Raw genomic sequence first — 20,445 nt, forward strand, 5'->3', positions numbered from 1 at the left:
GAAATTCGCGGCCTTGATTCGGAGCTCTTCTTCAAACAGGCAAGTCAGACCGAGGTGTTCCTATTCATCGAGCATAGCTTCATGATTAAGCCGAAGTAGGTCACAAAATATTATAGCTATTGCGAGGCAATCGCAACAAAGGTAGTACAGAAGCGTAGCGAGTCGCTATGCCGCATTGCCGAGGTCTTTATGAAAACGCCGCGTTCCAGTTTACCGTCCACCACTCCCAAAGCGGGCAAAGGCAATTGGATCGCGGCGCTTGCAGAGCCAGCGAAGATAGAAATGCTCGGCCCAATTGCCGCTCGCTTTATCTACTCGCTACGACTGATCGCTTTGCATGAGCGTGCGAGGCAAGATCCCGTGCCGGAGCTTGCAGTCCGTCTTGGCAATGTGAGCGCCGCGAGCCGATCATTGTCGCTGGCCCAAGCAATCTCGCGAACTTGGCCTGAGAATATTCACGTTGCGCGCTTCTGCTGCCGTATGCTGAGCCATGATGAGGCCTGCATCGGCGCGATGATTGATCATGCTACCGCGCGGTCCCGCATCGAATTTGGCCGCGAGCTTGGCGGGTTGGTGCGGCCAGAGCGGATTGCCGAACTGTGGGACAGGACACAGGCATTGATCCTGGCGGAATCGCACGGGTAGACCGGCTGCAACAATGCTTGCCCGAAGGGCGCGCGCTGGCTACCGCTTTAGGCATGACCATTACACGTTTTGCGCCTGCTCCGACGGGCCGTCTTCATGTTGGCAATATCCGTACCGCGCTCCACAATTGGATGCTCGCGCGTAAGGCGGGCGGCAAATTTCTGCTGCGCATTGACGATACCGACGCGGCGCGTTCCAAAGAAGAATATGTCGATGCCATCCACGAAGACCTCGCGTGGCTAGGTATGCAGCCAGACATGGTGGAGCGTCAGTCCCTGCGGCTCGAACGCTACGATGCTGCATTTGACGTTCTGAAGGCCGCAGGGCGGATCTATCCGGCCTATGAAACAAGCCAGGAATTGGAACTGAAGCGTAAGGTGCTGCTCGGTCGCGGATTGCCGCCGATCTATGATCGCGGTGCCTTGAAGCTGACGGACGAGGATCGCGCAGCGAAGGAGGCTGATGGCATTCAGCCGCATTGGCGCTTTAAGCTCGATCATGACGAGCCGATTGTGTGGGAAGACGGCGTGCGCGGTACGGCAAAATTTGATCCTGCCCAGCTTTCTGATCCGGTCATTCGGCGCGCGGACGGGTCATGGCTCTACATGCTTCCCAGCACAGTTGATGATGTTGAAATGGGCGTCACTCAAGTGCTTCGCGGTGAAGATCATGTTTCCAACACTGCCGTTCAGATTCAGATGTTTACCGCGCTTTATGCTGCGCAATTTTCTGCAGCATCAGGCGCGCCTAATGTCCTGCCGAAATTCGCGCATGAAGCCTTGTTGGTCGGCCGCGAGGGCAAGCTCTCCAAACGGCTCGGCTCGCTCGGCTGCGATGCCTTTAGAGAACGCGGGATTGAGCCAGAGGCGCTGATTGCTTTGCTGGCCCGGCTGGGCACGTCGCTCTCCGTAGAGCCGATTGCGAACATGAAGGATTTGCTTGAGACGTTTGATCTGTCGACCTTTGGCCGCGCGCCAGCAAAGTTTGACGATGCCGATCTGGAGCGGGTGAACACCGCCATTGTCCACCAAATGGAATTCGCGGAAGTCAAAGATCGCTTGCCAGAAGGCATGGGCGAAGACGCGTGGCACGCCGTTCGCCCAAATCTGGAAACTGTCGGCGGGGCGCATGACTATTGGCGAATCGTCACCGGTCCGGTTGATCTGCCCGAGTTCTCTGACGAAGACCGCGCCTATCTCGCCGATGCGGCCAGCACGCTGCAATGGGGCGATGATCCTTGGGCTGCGCTCACGTCAGCGCTGAAGGAGAAGACCGGGCGCAAGGGGAAGGCCTTGTTCCTGCCTTTGCGGCAAGCGCTCACCGGTATGAACCACGGACCGGACATGGGTGAATTGCTGCCAGTGCTGGGTGAAGAGGTCGCGCGCCGCCGATTGGAGCGGGCTTCAAACTAGGCTTTCGTTAGCTCTCGTGCCTCTCAAGCTCATTACCGGATAGCGTTACGACGTGGAGCAAATTGGTCGCGCCAGGGGTGCCAAATGGCACACCAGCAAGCGCGATCAGCTTGTTTCCAGCTTCGCCAAATCCGTGGCGCAGAGCCATGCGTTTACCCTTGGCAATCATCTCTTCAAAACTGCCGATGTCCTTGGTCGCGACCGCATGTGCGCCCCACAGCAAGCACACGCGGCGAGCAGTCCGGTTCGATGGGGTGAGCACCAGGACCGGTGTATCGGGTCGCTCGCGCGACACGCGCCGCGCGGTCGAGCCAGAGGCCGTGAACACTGTAATCGCACTGATCGGCACGGTATCGGCAATTGTCATACAGGCATGTGCGAGCGCATCGGATGTTGTCGCGTCTGGCGGTGTCTCGAGAAAACGCACGCGCTCTTTATAACCTTCATCGCGCTCGACCTGACCTGCAATCTTGTCCATCATGGCCACGGATTCCTCTGGCCATTCACCCGCGGCACTCTCCGCAGATAGCATCACTGCATCGGCGCCATCATAGACGGCATTGGCGACGTCAGAGACCTCCGCACGGGTCGGCATCGGACTTTCGATCATGCTTTCCAGCATTTGCGTAGCGACAATCACTGGCTTGCCCGCGCGCCGCGTCGCATTGACGATCTTCTTTTGCAGCGGCGGGACTTCAAACGGCTCCAGCTCCACACCCAAATCGCCGCGAGCAACCATGATGCCATCGGACAGCTCGATGATCTCATCCAATCGGTGCACCGCCATTGGCTTTTCGATCTTCGCGCACAGAGCGGTGTCATTGCCGATCAGCCTGCGCGCCTCGGCAAGGTCTTCTGGCCGCTGAACGAAAGACAACGCTATCCAATCCGCCTCTTGCTGAACTGCAAAGGCCAAATCGCGGCGGTCCTTATCGGTGAGCGCAGGGATGGGCACCTCCGCGTCAGGTACGTTGACGCCTTTACGGTCAGAGATGACCCCGCCAACCTCAGCCGAGCAGAGGATTTCTTCGTCGCTTGCCTTGATCACCTTCAGCTTGATCTTGCCGTCATTGATCAGCAGGCGCTGACCCTTTTCCAGAATGCCGAACAGCTCTGGATGAGGCAGACATACGCGGGTTTCGTCACCCGGCTCTGGATTGCGGTCGAGCGTGAAATGGCCGGAGTGGCGGATCACCGCGCTGCCATCTTTGAACGTACCCACGCGCAGTTTTGGACCCTGTAAATCGGCCAAGATCGCGACGGGGCGAGCAAATTCTCGTTCCATATCACGGATCGCCGCAATCGAAGCGGCATGATCGGCGTGTTCACCGTGGCTCATATTCACCCGGAACGCATCTGCGCCCGCGCGAAACAATTTGCGCAGCATTTCTGGCGAGCTGCTGGCCGGGCCGATTGTCGCCAAAATTTTGACCTTGCGGCCGCGAGGGTTCATCCGATTGAGGTCGCTCTTTTTCATGGTGCCAGCTATGGCACAGGTGAATGTCAACTCAAGGACTAGCTTCAAATGGATACGAATGCGCCCAATCACGACAGCCAGAATATCGGCCCGCTGGAGCAATTGGATGATGCAGTGGCGGCTGCCGCTTTCCGCCGGTTAGTGCGCCATTTACAACACCGTCATGACGCGCAGAACATTGATTTGATGGGGCTATCGGGTTTTTGCCGCAATTGCCTGGCAGACTGGATCCGCGATGCGGGCTTTGACGGTGACAAGGCAACCGCGCGTGAGCTGATCCATGGTATGCCAATGGATGAATGGAAGGCGACCCGCCAAACCCCGGCGACCGAAGAACAATTGGCTGCCATGCAGGCCAGCGTTGCCAAAAATCGCGTGGATTAGCGACGAGTCCGGTTCACGGCTGATCCGCCTTTGGCTATCGCAGCGCTCAACTGATTCTCAAATTTTGGAGCACATAGAATATGGCTGATGCCACAGATGACCGCCTGCGCCTTTTGATCGAGCGCATTGAGCGCCTTGAAGAAGAGAAGAAGGGCACCGCCGATGATATTCGCGATGTCTACGCTGAAGGAAAAGCGGTAGGCTATGACGTAAAGATGATGCGGCAGCTTATCAAATTACGTAAAATGAAGCCAGATGATCGAGCCGAAATGGAAATGTTGATAGAGACCTACAAGGCGGTTGTTGGCATGAGCTAGTGTCTCGATTGCTGAGCAACTAGCTCTCGGTAAAGCGCTGAAATTTCTGGATCGTTGGATTTGAGGTCCAGCAATGTCTGCTTTACTCCGCCAAGGTAGTCTAGCTGCACTTCTATCGAATTTTCGAGAAGATCTAGAATTTTTTCAGAAAGCCAATAGAATGCCTCAAGGGTCTTCCCGACTTCTTGTTCGCTAAGATTCAGATCTTCTGCAGATTTTGGGTGGGTAATCCGATTGCGGATGGCTTGGGCATCGTGGAGTTTGTCCCATTCATTTTCGGAAAAATCGATTTCTTCTTTTGAGGTGGTTCGATGCGCAATACGAGCGCACAGTCGAATAGTTGTTCTGAGTTCTAGATAATTTGGGCGGCTTCTAATCTCTCCATTTTGACTGACGAAGAAGGTGCGCTCTGATAAGACGGCACTTTCTTCGTCAGTCAGCCCAATAGTCTGCTCTGCGGCCTGCTTTACTTGCTCGCGGAGGACCCAGACCCATCCCTCGATAGCGGCAAAAGCGTTTCGGACAACGTCACGCCTTGCTGCCTGATTATCTTGCGTTTGTTGATGTGATAATGCACGCGCAACATCTTCGGTCAGGATGACCGTAAAGCTGTTCCCCTCGTCCTGTTCCATAAAAAATCCTGACAATCGCTCGTTGATCTTGCAACTTTCTAGCAAGGCTCAACCAGAACTTATTCTAGACAGTGATACTGTCAAGAAAGGGTGATTTGATCGGATGGTCGCGCGGCTTGCTTGAAGCGCTCGCACGGCTGGGCTAGGCCGGATTCAGCAGTTTTCAATTCGACCACATAAGAGTTCTCATGGCAGGCCATTCCAAATTTAAGAACATCATGCACCGTAAAGGTGCGCAGGACAAAAAACGTTCTAATCTGTTTTCCAAGCTTTCCCGCGAAATTACCGTGGCTGCGAAAATGGGCACGCCCGATCCGGATATGAACCCGCGTCTGCGGCTGGCGGTCAACACCGCCAAAGGCCAATCGATGCCGAAGGACAATATCCAGCGCGCGATCGACAAGGCAAGCGCAGGCGATGACGAGAATTACGAAGAGGTCCGTTATGAAGGTTACGGCCCCGGCGGCAGCGCGATCATCGTTGAAACGCTGACCGACAATCGCAACCGTACGGCAACGGCGGTGCGGACTGCGTTTAGTAAGAATGGCGGCAATCTGGGTACAGAAGGTTCGGTTGCGCATGGCTTTGAACGGCTCGGGCTGATCGAATATTCGGTCGTTGCTGGCGATGAAGACAAAGTCCTGGAAGCGGCCATGGATGCAGGCGCAGAGGATATTGAATCCTCAGAAGACGGCCACACAATTTGGACCGCATCAGAAGATTTGCACGAGGTTGCCTCTGCGCTTGAGAAGGCTCTGGGTGAGGCCAAGGAAGTCAAGCTCGCATGGAAGCCGAACCTAACGGTTGAGCTTGATGAGAAGGGCGCTGGCACATTGCTGAAGCTGATCGATACGCTTGATGATGATGACGATGTGCAGACCGTTTGGGGCAATTACGAAATTTCTGACGAGGTGATGGCGAAGCTTGACGCTTAGGTTCGCTTCATGCCGGGCTACCTGCATTGAGACTTCGCGAATGGGTTTTAGCGATTGGTTTGGCCGCAGCTTTCCTGCTGGCTATCGCTTGGCGTTTGGGGTTTAGGGTCGGTCTATGATTATCCTTGGCCTTGATCCTTCGCTCAGCTGCACTGGCTGGGGCGTGCTGCGCAGTGAAGGCAGTCGGATCAGCCACGTTGCCAATGGCCAGATCAAGACGGATGCCAAAGCGCCGATCGCCGTGCGACTATCGCATCTGGTCACTGCGCTGGATGCGGTGATTGCTGAGCATGATCCGGACCGGGCGGCGGCGGAAGAGATCTTCGTCAACAAAAACCCGCAATCAACTTTAAAATTGGCGCAGGCGCGCGGTGCCGTGTTGGCCGCCTGCGGGGCGCGGGGGCTTGAAGTGCGTGAGCATGCGGCGCGTTCGGTCAAGAAGTCGGTGGTTGGGACAGGCGCAGCGGATAAGGAGCAGGTTCAGGCTATGCTCAAGGTTTTGCTCCCAAGTGCGGCTCTTGCCGGTGCGGATGCGGCCGATGCGCTAGCGGTGGCCATTGCTGATGCGCATCTGTCCTACACGCCGCCAGACAGATAAGGGTGCGAACTGTGATGCGACATTTGGCGAGCAATTGTGATTGTATAGGTGCAGAACACGCGCCAAGTGGGTTGGTTCGAAAACGTCAAACGTGTTCCAGGAATATGGGTAAGGATTGGGCATGAAACTGCAGATTTACGGGATTCCGAACTGCGATACGGTCAAGAAAGCGCGCAAATGGCTGGATGCCAAAGGTCACACTTTCGACTTTCATGATTACAAGAAGGCCGGTGCTGATCCGGCCAAGCTGGAGGCATGGATCTCGGACAAAGGCGTTGATTTGGTGCTGAACCGGCGCGGTACGACATTCCGCAAGCTGTCCGATGCTGACAAGGCCGACATTACGCCTGCGAAGGCTGTCACATTGCTGCAAGAGCACCCGTCCATGATTAAGCGGCCCATCGCCGAGTATGACGGCGGCTTGCTGGTTGGGTTTAAGGAGGAAGAATGGTCCGCGGCTCTGTCTTAGGTTTGCTCGCATGTGCGCTTTCAGTGATTTCACCAATATCGATGCCTGCTTCTGCGGCGGCGCAATCTGGGACATCGCGCGTGGCTGATGGGCCGCTCATCATCGCCCACCGCGGTGCCAGCGGTGATCGACCGGAACACACGCTTGCCGCCTATGAGTTGGCGATCGATCTGGGAGCAGACTATGTCGAGCCAGATCTGGTCGCGACCAAAGATCTGGTGCTGGTCGCGCGGCATGAAAACGAACTGTCTGGCACCACGGATGTGGCAAGCCGCGAGGAGTTTGAGGATCGCCGCCGCGACAAGATGATCGACGGCCAATTGGTCGCCGAGCTGGTTTGCAGAGGACTTCACTCTCGCCGAAATCCGGACCCTGCGCACCAAGGAACGCGTGCCGAGCGCGCGGCCCGGCAATACGGTCTATGATGGGCTCTATCAGGTGCCGACCTTCGAAGAAGTAGTCCAGCTGGTACGGGCCAAGGAGGCAGAGACCGGGCGCAGTATTGGCCTCTACCCAGAGCTCAAGCACCCGACCTTCATGCTGCAAGAAGCTGGCATTGATATGGTTGACCTGCTGGTGCGCGATTTGCGCGCTCTGGGTCTGGATAAGGCGGACAGCCGCATCTTCGTGCAGATCTTCGAGGTGGGTCCGCTTCAGAGGCTCAACCAGCGAGTGGATGTGCCGCTGGTGCTGCTGATCCATCCGCAGGGCGGACCTTATGACGAGCCGGAGTTGCGCTGGGCCGACATGGTCACTCCGGCAGGTCTGGCGGAGATCGCCGAATATGCCGATGGTATTGGCCCAGGGCTAAGCTACATCGTCAATGAAGACGGCTCGCTCACCGATCTGGTCAATAATGCTCACGCAGTCGGCCTCACGGTGCATCCTTGGACCCTGCGCAAAGAGAACGGCTTTCTGCCTTCCGCATTGAAAGGGACCGGCGGGCCAGCGGGCGACGGCCGCTACCAATGGCTGTGGAGCCGCGCGATAGAGAGCGGCGCAGACGGGTTCTTCACCGACAATGTTGGGGAGCTAGTGGAAGTGCTCAAGCAGCAGAAACGCTAAGTCCGGCGAGCCGACAGGATGTAATTGAGCGCTTCATCGTCTGACAGATGCAAGCCTTTGCCTGGTCGGTAAGCGATGCCTTGCTGATCGATCAGCTCAAGCCCGACGTCTGACAGTAGGTCGGCCAACTCCTCTGGTGTTATGAAGTCAGACCAATCGTGCGTGCCCTTGGGTACATAGCCGATGGCTTCGGCGGCGCCCACGAGCAGCAAGCGGCTCGCGGCGGTGCGGTTTGGCGTCGACATGACGAGCAATCCGCCGGGCGCAATCCGGTCGGCAACACTAGCGAGAAACGCGGACTTGTCAGCAACGTGCTCAACAACCTCCAGGCAGGTCACGAGGTCGAACTGTCCAATATCAAGTCCAGCCAGTTCGCCTGCCATATAACGAATGTCTAGTCTGACTGCTTCGGCGTGTGCTGCGGCGGCTGAAATGTTCTCAGCGGCCGCGTCAACCCCCGTTACCGCCGCGCCCAAGCGCGCCATGGGTTCGCAAACGAGGCCTGCACCGCAACCAATGTCGAGTGCGCTCTTGCCCAGTAGAGGTTTGGCGCTGTTTGCCGAGCCACTCCAATGCGTATCGATCGCGCCGCGAATGAACTGCAATCTTACTGGGTTCACCTGATGCAAAGAGGCCATCGGCCCTTTCGGGTTCCACCAGTCGCGCGCCAAAGAAGCGAAGTGTTCCGCCTCCTCTGGGCGGATAGTTACACTTGTGACATTTGCCTTTGTCATCCACCGCCCTTAACAGCGCGCAGCACAGTGAACCAGCAGGAGCGAAAATAAATTGGCCAAGAGTGGGCAACGGATCGTGATGAAGTTCGGCGGCACATCAATGGCCGGTACCGAGCGTATTCGCCGCGTCGCCAATCTCGTGCGCGCGCAAGCTGCTGCGGGGCATCAGGTGGCCGTGGTTGTTTCGGCCATGGCTGGCGAGACTGACCGGCTGATCAATTTCTGCCGCGAAGCCAATGCGCTCTATGATCCTGCTGAATTTGACGTTGTTGTCTCCAGCGGAGAACAAGTGACCAGCGGGCTGCTTGCGCTCACGCTCCAGTCATTGGGTAGCAAGGCGCGAAGCTGGCTCGGCTGGCAATTGCCGGTGCGCACGATTGAGGCGCACTCAAAGGCGCGGATTGAGACAATCGATGCGCCTGGCTTGGTCGAAGCGTTGGAAAATGGCGAGATCGCCGTCATTCCAGGTTTTCAAGGCGTGTCCGAGGAAGGTCGCATCACCACGATGGGACGCGGCGGCTCAGACACCTCTGCCGTCGGGATTGCTGCTGCGGTTAATGCAGACCGCTGTGACATCTACACCGATGTTGATGGCGTCTACACGACCGACCCGCGCATCGTCGCCAAGGCGCGCAAGCTCAAGGCGGTGACTTACGAAGAAATGCTCGAACTGGCCTCGGTAGGGGCCAAAGTGCTGCAGACCAGGTCGGTGGGACTGGCGATGAAAGCTGGGGTGCGTATTCAAGTGCTTTCCAGCTTTGGCGATGACGATGCAGCGAGTGCAGATGAACTGCCGGGAACGCTGATCGTCTCGGACATGGAAATGGATCAATTGGTGGAGAACGGCGATATGGAACGCCAGCTGGTAACCGGTATTGCGCATGATAAGAATGAGGCGAAAATCATCCTCACCCGTGTGCCTGATAAGCCCGGCGCAGTGGCTCACATTTTTGAGCCGCTGGCCGATGCCAGTATCAATGTCGACATGATCATTCAAAACGTTGGCCGTGATAAAGGCGAGACCGACGTTACCTTCACCGTCCCTCAGGCGGATCTAGCCCGCGCGCAGGCGATGCTGGAAGACCGGCTTGAGGATATTGGCTTCAACAGGATCATCACCGACAGCCATATTGCCAAGATCAGCGTCGTTGGCGTCGGTATGAAAAGTCATGCTGGTGTGGCCAGCACTATGTTTCGCGCCTTGTCCGATCGCGGGATTAACATTCAGGCGATCTCAACTTCAGAGATTAAGGTCAGCGTGCTGATCGATGAGGATGAAACAGAGCTCGCTGTGCGCGTTTTGCACACTGCCTATGGGCTTGATGCAGTGGATGAACCCGCCTGACCGTGTGGCTGGACGGCGCCTAACCGGTTAAGGTCTCGCTTCGTCGGGTTAGACGTTAGCTGCTAACTACTTCTTAACTCTGCTCGGCAAGATTTGCGGCTCGCAAAGGAGTCGCGACTATGGTGTTGAGAGCGCATCTGGGCCCAATTGAGCCTGCCTACAGTTCTGATGGACAACGCGATGAGCCACGGCGCGAGCTGCGGCTGGAGACCAGCGGCGTGTTGCCTGGCGGTGTGAACGCGAATGTTACCGTCCATAACATCTCGGCAACGGGCTTGCTGGTCGAAACGGCCCTGCCCGTCGTACGCGGGGAAACGCTGGCTGTGGAGCTTCCGCAGATTGGCGAGGTGGTCGCAGAGATCGTCTGGGTCAGCGGTTCTTTGTTCGGATGTGCCTTCGCGAAAGCCCTTAGTCCTGCGGCCTTGGCTGCGGCTGAATTGCGCTCAGACGCACCGCTGCCAGAGGCGATCGGAACGACCGCTGCTATTGCGGCGATGACTCCAATCACCAATGAGACCCTTGGTCTCAAATTGTCGCGCTTGCGCAAGGAACGCAGCCTTACCCTCGCTCAAGTTGCTGAATACCTTGGGGTTAGCAAGCCGACCGTGTGGGCATGGGAGAAAGGTAAGGCGCGCCCGTTGCCGGATCGGCTTGATGCGATCGCTCAGGTGTTGGGCGTTTCAACCGATGATTTATCCGGTGCAGCCACACCTGATGATAGCGCTGCGATCATTAATGAGAGCCGTTTACGTATTGCTACCAGCCTCGGAACGACGCCGGATAAGGTGCGTATCATGATCGAGCTCTGAGAATATTGTTTTACAAACATAAGGTTCAAGTTGAGGTAGAAGAAAGTCAACATTGATTCGCATGCGGCATACCAAGCAGAGAATCCTTTGAGAACCTTACGATCTGATATGAATAGATATTAGCATGAATGCCAATAAATTTTCAGATTGTGGTAAGTATATCTGAGGTTGATTCGTTTTTTAGGTAAGTTAATTTACCAAACTAACTCTGCTTCAGAAAAGTAATGCAAGTGCGAGCTTTTCAATAGCGATTACTCGCATTTGTTAGTTTATTTGTTGATTTAACTTTAGAACGGTTTGACCCGGGGGGTGTCAAAGCCGGGGGCAATACGGCAATGGAAATTGGTTTAAGCGCGACAGAGGGTGCCGAGCTGCACGGTCTACTGGCCGAAGCTGCCGGTGACATTGTCGTAAAATTGGATGCGAATGGCTTCATTCAGCATGCATCACCGAATATGAGGGCAATGGGGCTTGAACTCAGTCAGCTCTTGTTCCTGCCGCATATCGCTGACTTGGCTTGCGCCAATTACGTGGACGGCCTGCGCGCCTTTGTCGCAGCCGCCATGGGCAATAATGCGCCAGAGGGGCCTTTCGAATTTCCAATTGTGATACCAGGCGAGACGGGCTTGGTCGGCCAGGGCAAATGGCATTCGCTCAGCCTACGTCCTGTCATCAATGATGATGGCGCAACCTGCGGCGCTCTTGGCCTGCTGCGCTCGATCGAACATCTCCGTATGCTCGAAGGTGAGCTCTATGCCAGCGCAACCACCGATCATTTGACGGGCCTTTGCAACAGCAAAGTCTTCGCCGCGAAATTACGGCGCGCGAAGAAGAGTGATGAAGGCGGGGCGCTCGCCCTGTTCGAACTTGACCGTTTCCGCGCGATTTTCATGCAATATGGCCAGAGCGCAGCGGAAGAAGTGCTGTGGGCGTTTGCGCAATTCCTCGAAGCAATGTCGCAGCCAGACTATGATCTTGCGCATCTCGATGGCGGCCGCTTTGCGGTATGCCTGCCGGGCCTAACTTCAGAAGAGGCCCGGGAATGGTGTGAGGATGTGTTGGAAACTTTCGCGGCGCTGGCGATTGGCGCGACACCTGGCGAACCGCGCCTTTCGGCCAGCGTGGGTCTAACTACACTCAGCTCCACCGTTGATGAGGCGTTCAAGCAGGCTGAGCTTGCTCTGGTGATGGCGCGCGCTAGCGGCGGCATGCGCGTCGGCGTTAGCGGCGATACCCGCGGGCCAATTGTCTTTCGTGAACGGCCATTGGTTGGTCAGCTTGGAGTCAGCTTCGCAGCCCGCTAAGGGCTAGCAATGGCGTTTACAACAACAATACTTCTGCTTGGCTCGGGCGAATTGGGCCGCGAATTTGTCATCTCAGCAAAGCGGTTAGGCGCGCACGTTATCGCGTGCGATGCCTACGACAATGCGCCAGCGATGCAGGTCGCTGACGAGCGTGAGGTTTTCTCCATGCTGGATGGGAAGGCTCTCCGTGAAGTGGCGATTCGACACATGCCTGACCTTATCGTCCCAGAAATCGAAGCGATCCGAACCGAGGTCTTAGCCGAATTGGAGGCCGATGGTTTCAACATCGTGCCTTCGGCGCGTGCAGCTCTGTTGACTATGAACCGCGATGCCATCCGGGATTTGGCCGCTGACCAACTCGGTCTCACAACCTCACGCTATCGTTATGCTGAAAGCCTGGACGAAGTGCGTGAGGGCGCGGCCCATACCGGCTTCCCATGCGTTATCAAGCCGGTGATGTCATCGTCTGGCAAAGGGCAAAGTAAGGTTGACGAGGCTGCTGGGCTGGAGGCGGCTTGGAACTATGCGGTCGACAACATGCGCGGGGACCGGCGGCGCGTGATTGTCGAACAATTCATCGACTTCGACTATGAAATCACCTTGCTGACCGTGCGCCATGCTGGCGGGATCAGCTTCTGCCCGCCCATCGGCCACCGTCAGGAACGCGGTGATTATCAGGAAAGCTGGCAACCTGCCGCGATGAGCCCCGCAGCGTTGGCCAAAGCGCAAGAGATGACATCTAGAGTGGTGACGGAGCTTGGCGGCAAGGGACGCGGCCTCGGTCTGTTCGGAGTCGAATTCTTTGTACGCGGTGAGGAGGTGATCTTCTCAGAGTTGAGCCCGCGCCCGCATGATACAGGGATGGTAACGCTGATCTCGCAGGATCTAAGCGAGTTTGATCTGCATGCCCGCGCTATTTTAGGCTTGCCCATCCCCGCGGAGATTGCCGCGTGTCCCTCCGCCTCAGCGGTGATCTTGGCCGACCGAGACAGTTCAGATTTCCACTTTGAAGGAGTGGCTGATGCTCTCGCTCTCAGCGAGCAGCAGGTGGATGTTCGCATCTTCGGAAAGCCTGTCACGCGGCCCTATCGCCGTATGGCGGTTGCGCTCGCCAAAGCAGACGACACCGATGCCGCACGCATGCTGGCCGGTGAGGCCGCGAGCAAGGTGCGCATTGCCTATCGCGATTGAGGCCTCTAATCGCCTCAAGCATGAGTGATTATTCAAAGAGCGCGGCCCTGATGCAGCGCGGAACCGATTTTCTTGGCTGCGAAACTGCGATCCTTTGCGGCGCGATGAGCTGGGTGTCAGAGCGTAATCTCGTATCGGCAATTTCAAATGCTGGCGGGTTTGGTGTGATCGCCTGCGGGGCGATGACGCCAGAGCTGCTCGATACAGAGATCGCGGCGACCAAAGCGATGACCGCTAAGCCATTCGGCGTGAATCTGATCACTATGCATCCGCAATTGTTCGATCTGATCGCAGTGTGCGGCAAGCATGGCGTCACGCACGTGGTGCTGGCAGGCGGTATCCCGCCCAAAGGTAGTGTCGAGGCGATCAAGGAATTCGGCGCGAAAGTGATCGTTTTTGCCCCAACGCTCGCCTTGGCAAAGAAGCTGCTGCGTTCCGGCGGTGATGCTTTGGTGATCGAGGGCATGGAGGCAGGCGGCCATATCGGTCCAGTTTCAACCAGTGTCTTGGCGCAGGAATTCCTGCCAGAACTGGCCGAAGATCACTTGGTGTTTGTTGCTGGCGGCATTGGCCGGGGCGAGGCGATTGCGAGCTATCTTGAGATGGGCGCTTGCGGTGTTCAGTTAGGCACGCGTTTTGCCTGCGCGGCCGAGAGCATCGCACATCCCGATTTCAAGAAGGCCTTCTTCCGTGCCAAGGCGCGCGATGCCGATGCCAGCGTTCAGGTCGATCCGCGCCTGCCCGTGATCCCGGTACGTGCGCTTAAGAACAAGGGCACGGAAGAGTTCACTGCCAAACAGATTGAGGTTGCCGGGATGCTAGACCGGGACGAGGTTGATATGGGCGAGGCACAATTGCAGATCGAGCATTATTGGGCGGGCGCATTGCGCCGTGCGGTGATCGACGGCGATGTTGAGAATGGCAGCCTCATGGCCGGTCAGAGCGTCGGGATGGTAAAGGCGGAAGAACCCGCCGCTGATATCATCGCGTCCCTGATGCGCGAATGCGAGGCTGCCCTGGAGGGCAGATAGTATGGCTCCTTCGGACGAGCAATCAGGCAGCAATGCCTTGATCCTTACGCTTGATTGCGCTGATCAACCGGGCATCACTGCGCGGGTTACGGCGTTTCTGTTTGAGCGCGGTTGCAATATCCTCGAAGCGCAACAGTTCAATGATCGCACCAGCGATCGCTTTTTCATGCGTGTGGCGTTTGATCCGGCTGGTCGTTTGAGCAAAGATCTGCGTGAAGAGTTCGGCGTGTTTGCTGGTGAATATGGCATGCGCTGGAAGCTCGCATTACGCGATCGGCCGCGCCGGGTTCTCATCATGGTCAGCAAGTTTGACCATTGCCTTGCCGATCTGCTGTATCGCTGGCGGACAGGCGAGCTCAACATCGAACCAGTTGCCATAGTCTCCAACCACACTCGTGAAGCGGTGTCCCACAGTGAAATCGGCGATGTGCCATTCTTTCATCTGCCCATCACCAAAGAGACGAAGCCGCAGCAAGAAGCGCAGATGCGCCAGATTGCTGAAGACGTGGGCGCCGAACTGGTGGTCTTGGCACGCTACATGCAGATTTTCTCAGACGAGCAGTCGCTGAATTTTGCCGGGCGCTGTATTAATATCCATCATAGCTTCTTACCTGGATTCAAAGGGGCACGGCCCTATCATCAGGCGCACGCGCGCGGCGTAAAGATGATTGGAGCGACCGCGCATTTCGTCACGCTGGACCTCGATGAGGGGCCGATCATCCACCAGGATGTCGAGCCGATCAGTCATGCCGATCAGCCCGATGATCTGGTTCGCAAAGGGCGCGATATTGAGCGCCGCGTTCTGGCCGAAGCTGTCCGATTGTTTGTCGAGGAGCGGGTGCTGCTAAACGATAGCCGTACGGTTGTGTTCAGAGGTTAGAACGCCGAATCATCGCTCCGCAACTTTAGCAGGCTTCTCAATCGCCTTATCCTCGTTGGCGCGGTGGATCACATAGGCACGGACGGCTTCGATCTCTTCGGGTGAAAGCGATTCGGCAAAGCTCACCATGCCGTTGTCTTTCAATATCCCGTCGCCAACGACTGCCATCCAGCTTTGCTTGTTGCCGAGCGTTCCTGAGCGTCTGAGGTCAGGCAGCACCGTAGAACCTACGGCTGCAGGCGCGTGGCACACAGCGCAATAGCGAGCATATTTCTCTGCTCCTAATGCAATGGTCTGTTCGTCCGCGCGGCTCACTGGAGGATCAAGGGGCAAGGCTGCAAGCTCAGGCTCTGGCGGCAGTTCCGCTTCACCACCAAGCTTGAAGACGAGCAGTCGGCTGATGTTTCGCACAGGTGCAAGATCATTGAGGATCCCGCCATCAACCGTGATCGCGTAGGCGCCGCCCCAACCGGCCAGCACAGCAACATATTGCTCGCCATCAACAGTGTAGGTTATGGGCGGGGCGACCACGCCGGTCTGTGCTCCAAAGCTCCAGACTTTGTCGCCTGTCGCTGCGCTGTAGGCGTTGAACTCGCTGCCTGCTGTGCCTTGGAAGACCAGGCCACCGCCCGTTGCGAGCAGGCCGCCATTCCAAGGTCCAGGATGGTCGACGGTCCATTTCGCCTCCTGGCTAACCGGATCCCATGCGACCAGCCTGCCCTTCAGCGTGCCAACCACTTCGCGGCGAATGCCCAGATCTGGCGGCAAGTCGCCAGCGCCCAGGTTAAATCCGATATTGAAACCGCGCGCGCGGTCGGGCTTCCAATTTGCCTCGGGCGCATAAACCATGGCCGCCTCAAACGCCGGGATGTAAACCAAGTTTTCACCGGGGTGATAGGCCATCGGGTGCCAATTGTGCCCGCCGAGTGCGCCCGGCGTAACAATTGCTGGCTTGCCGGTTTTGTCGACGCGGGTTTCTGGGTTTTCAATCGGGCGGCCATCTTCGTCAATCCCGCTTGCCCAATTCACCGCCACATAAGGTTCCGCCGAGATAAACTCTCCGGTTGCGCGGTCGATCACATAAAAGAACCCGTTCTTGGGCGCTTGCATCAACACCTGACGCTCGGTGCCATCAATCTCCATATCGGCCAGAATTATGTGCTGGGTCGCGGTGTAATCCCAGGTCTCGCCCGGCGTGGTTTGATAGTGCCACACATATTCACCAGTGCTCGGTCGGATCGCGACTATCGAAGATAGATAGAGGTTATCGCCTTCGCCTGTCCCGTCCTCGCCAGGCGAACGATAGGCCCGGTTCCATGGGGAGCCATTGCCAACGCCGATATAAAGCAGGTCTAAATCTGGGTCATAGGCCATCGAGTCCCAGACGGTGCCGCCACCGCCAATCGCGTCTTCGCCGACGAGGGCATCGCCGCTCCATGTTTCAGCCGCCGCCTTCAGATATTCAGGTGATGTCTCACCTTCATTGCCTTCTGGAACGGTATAGAAGCGCCACAGCTCCTCGCCATTCTCCACATTATAGGCCGCGACATATCCGCGTACCCCAAATTCTGCGCCGCCATTGCCGATGATAACCTTGCCATCGATGATCCGCGGCGCACCGGTCACCGTGTACGACTGGGATTGGTCTACGGTCACCGTCTCCCACTCAACTTCGCCGTTGTCGCGGTTGAGCGCGATCAGACGTCCATCAAGAGTGCCTAGGAACAGTTTGTTCCCCCAAGCGGCGAGGCCCCGGTTAACAACATCGCAGCAAGCTTTGACCGCGGTCTCGCCGGGCACTTCGGGATCATAGTCCCATAGCGGCTCTCCAGAAGCGGCATCGAAGGCGCGGACTTTGCTCCATGCGGTGGTAAGGTACAGCTTGCCGTCCATTACTAGCGGGGTCGCCTCTTGGCCGCGTGCGGTGTCCATATCGGCGAACCATTCGAGTCCCAGATCGCCTATTGTCTCTGCATTGATTTGCTGAAGCGGGGAGTAGCGCTGTTCCGAATATGTGCGGCCATGGGTGATCCAATCCGCGTCATTGTCGCCAGCGTTGACCAATGCCGCGTGAGTGGTCCCGCCTTCTGCTTCGCCTTCTTCGAGCATTCCGCAACTCGCCAAAGCGATCGATACCGCCAGCGCAAACCCTGTTCTTATCATTATCTCGCCTCTCCCTCAGGCTGGCATGTTGCCGTGCATTCATGCGCTTGTCCATCTTCGGAATCTGAGGGGGCGAGTCGGTTGGGGATGCGGGCCTTTGCTATTGCGCACGGCTGGGTTAGGTTAAATGCAGTTCGGTCTGCGGTGATTTCTAGATTACCGAGTTTAGGGCCAAAGGGGAGTTTGAATTCATGGAATACGTGCTTGGTGCATTGCTGCTGGTGCTAATTGTGTTCTTGGTCATGGGTGTTCTCGTGGTCAAACAAGGCTTCGTCTACACAGTCGAGACATTCGGCAAATACACTAAGGCTGCCGAGCCTGGTTTTCACATCATCTATCCGTTCATGCAACGAGTAGGGCAGAAAGTGAATGTGATGGAGCAGGTGCTCGACATTCCCGGCCAAGAGATCATCACCAAGGATAACGCCATGGTCGGCGTCGATGCGGTGGTGTTTTTCCAAGTGCTCGACGCTGGTAAGGCGGCGTATGAGGTGGCCAACCTTTACAATGCGATCATGGCACTGACGACGACCAACTTACGTACAGTGATGGGGTCTATGGACCTTGATGAGACACTTTCTAAGCGTGATGAAATCAATGCACGTCTGCTAAGCGTCGTGGATCACGCCACCTCACCATGGGGCATTAAGATCACGCGCGTAGAGATCAAAGATATCCGCCCGCCACGTGATATTTCAGAGGCCATGGCGCGGCAAATGAAGGCGGAGCGCGTCAAACGTGCAGAAATTCTCGAAGCAGAAGGCGACCGTGCATCCAACATCCTGCGCGCTGAAGGTGACAAGCAATCCGCCATCCTGCAAGCGGAAGGCACGAAAGAAGCCGCGTTCCGTGATGCAGAAGCGCGCGAACGCGCCGCTGAGGCTGAGGCTAAGGCGACCCAAATGGTGTCAGACGCCATCGCCTCCTCAGGCAGCCAGGCGATCAACTACTTTGTTGCGCAGGAATACACCAAGGCGATTGGCAAGTTTGCGGATAGCGCCAATGCCAAGACGATCCTGTTCCCGGTTGAGGCAACCCAGCTGATCGGTTCGCTCGGCGGGATCGGCGAATTGGTGCGCGAGGCGGTTAGCCCTGCCGAAGGCGATGTTACAACCAACGCTGGAGCGCCTCTGCCGAAATCACGCGCTCGCACCACTGTGCCACGTACAGGCGACAAATGATGGACGATTGGGGTTCCTTCGATCCGCATTGGATATGGGTCGCGTTCGGCCTGGTCTTGGCCGCGCTCGAAATGCTGGTGCCGGGCGTCTATCTCATCTGGCTTGCAGTTGCCGCGATCGTCACTGGTCTGCTTACATTCGGCCTTGATCTCGGACTACCCAGCCAGGTTGTAATCTTTGTATCGCTGTCCTTGATCGCTGTGTTCAGTGCGCGGCGGTTTCTGCGGGACCAACCGATCAAGAGCGCCGATCCGATGCTCAACCATCGCGGTGCGCAATTGATTGGCGAGAGCGCTGTTGTGACGCAAGCCTTTGAAGGCGGCTCAGGTCGGATCAAGCATGGCGACAGCGAATGGCTCGCCCGCGGACCAGATTTGGACGTTGGACAGCGTGTTCGTATCTCTGGCAGTGAGGGAGCGGTGCTGCTCGTTGAGGTCGCTCACGCAATCGCAGACGGTTCGCCAACCGGCGTGGAGGAAGAGCCCAGCTAACTAACTGGCGGCGCGCTCATTGCTCAGGCCAAACCGGCCAAATTTGCGATATCGAACCATCCATTTGTCCAGAAATAGGCCAAGCGGCTTCGGCTCGATGCCCAGCTCTTTGAAGCCCGGACGGTTGCCGGAAGTGACAGATCCCAATTTGAGTAGCTTCCATTGATCCCGGCTCATCGGTGTGCCGGGTAGGGCCGCAAACATTGCCGAAACGCCATCCGGCATGGCGATGAATTTGCGCGTCCGGCCCTGAGCAGCGGCGATCCGCTGATTGATTTCCATCATGCTAAGCTGCTCCGGTCCGCCAAGTTCAAAGGTCTTGCTGCCATGCTTTGTCGGCTCTTCAAGGGTGCGCAGGACTGCCTCGGCCACATCATCAGCGAACACCAATTGCAGTTTCGCCTCAGGCGCAAAGACCGGGAGCGCGGGCAGGTTCGCAATCATTGAGCCAAACATATTGAGGAAATTGTCGTCTTTTCCGAACACAATCGAAGGGCGTAGGATGGTCGCCTTGGGAAAAGCGGCCGTTACACTTTCTTCGCCTTGCGCCTTGGCACGGGCATATTCAGCACTCGAATTGGCGTCGGGACCGATTGCGCTGACATGCACAAACGCTTTCACGCCTGCCTCTTTAGCGAGCCTAGCCATCGTACCAGGTGCCTCACCCATAACCTTGGACTGGTCGCCATTAAATGTGCCGACCAAATTGACCACATAGCTCGCGCCATCAATCGCGGCGGCCACGCTGGCCTCATTGGTGATGTCGCACCGCGCGAATTGAAGTTGACCGAGATTGGCAAGTGGTTTCAGTGAAAACCCATTTTCAGGATTGCGGCTCGCAATGCGGAGGCGCGCGCCGCGCTCCAACAGGCTTTGCGCGACATAATTGCCGATAAAGCCGCCGCCACCGAATACGGTGACTAGCTGATCTTGAAAGAGGTCTGATTTGGGCATTTGCCTGTGCTTTCCCAGCCTTGAATAGTCTCGCTTCCCCATGTCCTAAGCCGCGCACCACTGCAAGTGCCGCGATCACTTAGCGACCTTGGTATGCGTATTGGCGTTGACAGTAGGGCGCGCACATCGCTATTGGCCCGCCCTCACCGCGAGTAGGCTCTTGCAGCGCCGCGAGCAGGTGTGCCCAGATGGCGGAATTGGTAGACGCGCTAGCTTCAGGTGCTAGTATTCGCAAGGATGTGGAGGTTCGAGTCCTCTTCTGGGCACCAGCAACTTGTTCCCTGACATCCCTGAATGCTTGCAAATGCCCGGTAAACCGTGCATTTGTCGTCCATGCTTGCTCCTTGTAAATTCAGGCGATGCCCCCAAAGTCCAGTCTTTCTGGGGGCACTGTCGGGGGCATTTGTAGCTGACTGCCCCCAGGGGCT

22 protein-coding genes and 1 tRNA gene are annotated in these 20,445 nt (G+C 57.0%); 18 read left to right on the forward strand and 5 right to left on the reverse strand.

The window, feature by feature from the left end:
• Positions 1-189 precede the first annotated feature (189 nt).
• Both AC0V6Z_RS06105 and AC0V6Z_RS06110 read left to right on the forward strand, forming a co-directional pair.
• On the forward strand, positions 190-645 hold the full coding sequence (locus AC0V6Z_RS06105) for a DNA-directed RNA polymerase subunit beta' (RefSeq protein WP_472640465.1): 456 nt from the start codon (positions 190-192) through the stop codon (positions 643-645).
• A gap of 53 nt (positions 646-698) precedes the next feature.
• Positions 699-2,057 carry a glutamate--tRNA ligase gene (locus tag AC0V6Z_RS06110; RefSeq protein ID WP_472640466.1) on the forward strand — a complete coding sequence of 453 codons (1,359 nt, stop codon included), beginning with the start codon at positions 699-701 and terminating at the stop codon, positions 2,055-2,057.
• 7 nt (positions 2,058-2,064) lie between these two features.
• Here AC0V6Z_RS06110 and pyk read toward each other — a convergent pair whose 3' ends face one another.
• Positions 2,065-3,534 (reverse strand): pyruvate kinase, encoded by a 1,470-nt coding sequence (gene pyk, locus AC0V6Z_RS06115; protein ID WP_472640467.1) that lies wholly within the window; start codon positions 3,532-3,534, stop codon positions 2,065-2,067.
• Between the two features lie 48 nt (positions 3,535-3,582).
• Between pyk and AC0V6Z_RS06120 the strand changes: the two genes are divergently transcribed.
• The gene (locus AC0V6Z_RS06120) at positions 3,583-3,918 is read left to right on the forward strand and encodes a DUF1244 domain-containing protein (protein WP_472640468.1); all 336 of its coding nucleotides are present in this window, start codon (positions 3,583-3,585) and stop codon (positions 3,916-3,918) included.
• Positions 3,919-3,998: 80 nt separating this feature from the next.
• Complete coding sequence (locus tag AC0V6Z_RS06125) at positions 3,999-4,235, forward strand: DUF2312 domain-containing protein (protein ID WP_472640469.1); 237 nt, start codon at positions 3,999-4,001, stop codon at positions 4,233-4,235.
• Here AC0V6Z_RS06125 and AC0V6Z_RS06130 read toward each other — a convergent pair.
• The gene (locus AC0V6Z_RS06130; RefSeq protein ID WP_472640470.1) at positions 4,232-4,867 is read right to left on the reverse strand and encodes a hypothetical protein; all 636 of its coding nucleotides are present in this window, start codon (positions 4,865-4,867) and stop codon (positions 4,232-4,234) included. The two genes, AC0V6Z_RS06125 and AC0V6Z_RS06130, sit on opposite strands and share 4 nt — an antisense overlap.
• A gap of 188 nt (positions 4,868-5,055) precedes the next feature.
• On the opposite strand from AC0V6Z_RS06130, the gene AC0V6Z_RS06135 reads away from it, so the two are divergent.
• The 5 genes from AC0V6Z_RS06135 (at position 5,056) to AC0V6Z_RS06155 (ending at position 7,934) form a co-directional block, all read left to right on the forward strand.
• Entirely contained in the window at positions 5,056-5,802 is a 747-nt protein-coding gene (locus AC0V6Z_RS06135; protein ID WP_472640471.1) for a YebC/PmpR family DNA-binding transcriptional regulator, read from the forward strand.
• Positions 5,803-5,917: 115 nt separating this feature from the next.
• On the forward strand, positions 5,918-6,400 hold the full coding sequence (ruvC, locus tag AC0V6Z_RS06140; protein WP_472640472.1) for a crossover junction endodeoxyribonuclease RuvC: 483 nt from the start codon (positions 5,918-5,920) through the stop codon (positions 6,398-6,400).
• A gap of 121 nt (positions 6,401-6,521) precedes the next feature.
• Entirely contained in the window at positions 6,522-6,869 is a 348-nt protein-coding gene (locus tag AC0V6Z_RS06145) for an arsenate reductase (protein ID WP_472640473.1), read from the forward strand.
• 80 nt (positions 6,870-6,949) lie between these two features.
• Positions 6,950-7,294 carry a glycerophosphodiester phosphodiesterase family protein gene (locus AC0V6Z_RS06150; RefSeq protein ID WP_472640474.1) on the forward strand — a complete coding sequence of 115 codons (345 nt, stop codon included), beginning with the start codon at positions 6,950-6,952 and terminating at the stop codon, positions 7,292-7,294.
• Positions 7,260-7,934, forward strand: a complete 675-nt coding sequence (locus AC0V6Z_RS06155; protein ID WP_472640475.1) for a glycerophosphodiester phosphodiesterase family protein — start codon at positions 7,260-7,262, stop codon at positions 7,932-7,934. The genes AC0V6Z_RS06150 and AC0V6Z_RS06155 overlap by 35 nt, the downstream gene beginning before the upstream one ends.
• Here the strand turns inward: AC0V6Z_RS06155 and ubiG are convergent.
• A complete protein-coding gene (gene ubiG, locus AC0V6Z_RS06160; protein WP_472640476.1) occupies positions 7,931-8,668 on the reverse strand; it encodes a bifunctional 2-polyprenyl-6-hydroxyphenol methylase/3-demethylubiquinol 3-O-methyltransferase UbiG in 738 nt (245 codons plus the stop codon). The two genes, AC0V6Z_RS06155 and ubiG, sit on opposite strands and share 4 nt — an antisense overlap.
• 79 nt (positions 8,669-8,747) lie before the next feature.
• Here ubiG and AC0V6Z_RS06165 point away from each other — a divergent pair, with 79 nt between their 5' ends.
• From AC0V6Z_RS06165 to purU, 6 genes are all read left to right on the forward strand, one after another.
• Positions 8,748-10,013 carry an aspartate kinase gene (locus AC0V6Z_RS06165; RefSeq protein ID WP_472640859.1) on the forward strand — a complete coding sequence of 422 codons (1,266 nt, stop codon included), beginning with the start codon at positions 8,748-8,750 and terminating at the stop codon, positions 10,011-10,013.
• Between the two features lie 119 nt (positions 10,014-10,132).
• Positions 10,133-10,822, forward strand: coding sequence for a helix-turn-helix domain-containing protein (locus AC0V6Z_RS06170; protein ID WP_472640477.1), 690 nt, complete (start codon positions 10,133-10,135; stop codon positions 10,820-10,822).
• Between the two features lie 335 nt (positions 10,823-11,157).
• The gene (locus AC0V6Z_RS06175) at positions 11,158-12,126 is read left to right on the forward strand and encodes a sensor domain-containing diguanylate cyclase (RefSeq protein WP_472640478.1); all 969 of its coding nucleotides are present in this window, start codon (positions 11,158-11,160) and stop codon (positions 12,124-12,126) included.
• Positions 12,127-12,135: 9 nt separating this feature from the next.
• The gene (purT, locus tag AC0V6Z_RS06180; protein ID WP_472640479.1) at positions 12,136-13,317 is read left to right on the forward strand and encodes a formate-dependent phosphoribosylglycinamide formyltransferase; all 1,182 of its coding nucleotides are present in this window, start codon (positions 12,136-12,138) and stop codon (positions 13,315-13,317) included.
• Between the two features lie 20 nt (positions 13,318-13,337).
• Positions 13,338-14,348: an NAD(P)H-dependent flavin oxidoreductase gene (locus AC0V6Z_RS06185; RefSeq protein WP_472640480.1), complete on the forward strand. Its 1,011-nt coding sequence runs from the start codon at positions 13,338-13,340 to the stop codon at positions 14,346-14,348.
• Position 14,349: 1 nt separating this feature from the next.
• Complete coding sequence (gene purU / locus AC0V6Z_RS06190) at positions 14,350-15,228, forward strand: formyltetrahydrofolate deformylase (protein WP_472640481.1); 879 nt, start codon at positions 14,350-14,352, stop codon at positions 15,226-15,228.
• A 9-nt stretch (positions 15,229-15,237) separates the two neighbouring features.
• Here purU and AC0V6Z_RS06195 read toward each other — a convergent pair whose 3' ends face one another.
• Positions 15,238-17,391 (reverse strand): PQQ-dependent dehydrogenase, methanol/ethanol family, encoded by a 2,154-nt coding sequence (locus AC0V6Z_RS06195; protein WP_472640482.1) that lies wholly within the window; start codon positions 17,389-17,391, stop codon positions 15,238-15,240.
• Positions 17,392-17,582: 191 nt separating this feature from the next.
• Here AC0V6Z_RS06195 and AC0V6Z_RS06200 point away from each other — a divergent pair, with 191 nt between their 5' ends.
• Positions 17,583-18,572: an SPFH domain-containing protein gene (locus tag AC0V6Z_RS06200; protein WP_472640483.1), complete on the forward strand. Its 990-nt coding sequence runs from the start codon at positions 17,583-17,585 to the stop codon at positions 18,570-18,572.
• The gene (locus tag AC0V6Z_RS06205; protein WP_486176445.1) at positions 18,572-19,063 is read left to right on the forward strand and encodes an NfeD family protein; all 492 of its coding nucleotides are present in this window, start codon (positions 18,572-18,574) and stop codon (positions 19,061-19,063) included. Before AC0V6Z_RS06200 ends, AC0V6Z_RS06205 begins: the two co-directional genes overlap by 1 nt.
• On the opposite strand, the gene AC0V6Z_RS06210 is transcribed toward AC0V6Z_RS06205, so the two are convergent.
• The gene (locus AC0V6Z_RS06210) at positions 19,064-20,017 is read right to left on the reverse strand and encodes a complex I NDUFA9 subunit family protein (protein ID WP_472640485.1); all 954 of its coding nucleotides are present in this window, start codon (positions 20,015-20,017) and stop codon (positions 19,064-19,066) included. It lies immediately after the preceding gene.
• A gap of 182 nt (positions 20,018-20,199) precedes the next feature.
• Here AC0V6Z_RS06210 and AC0V6Z_RS06215 point away from each other — a divergent pair.
• Positions 20,200-20,286, forward strand: a tRNA-Leu gene (locus AC0V6Z_RS06215).
• Positions 20,287-20,445: the final 159 nt, after the last annotated feature.

The sequence above is a fragment of the Erythrobacter sp. SN6-5 genome, assembly GCF_057364945.1.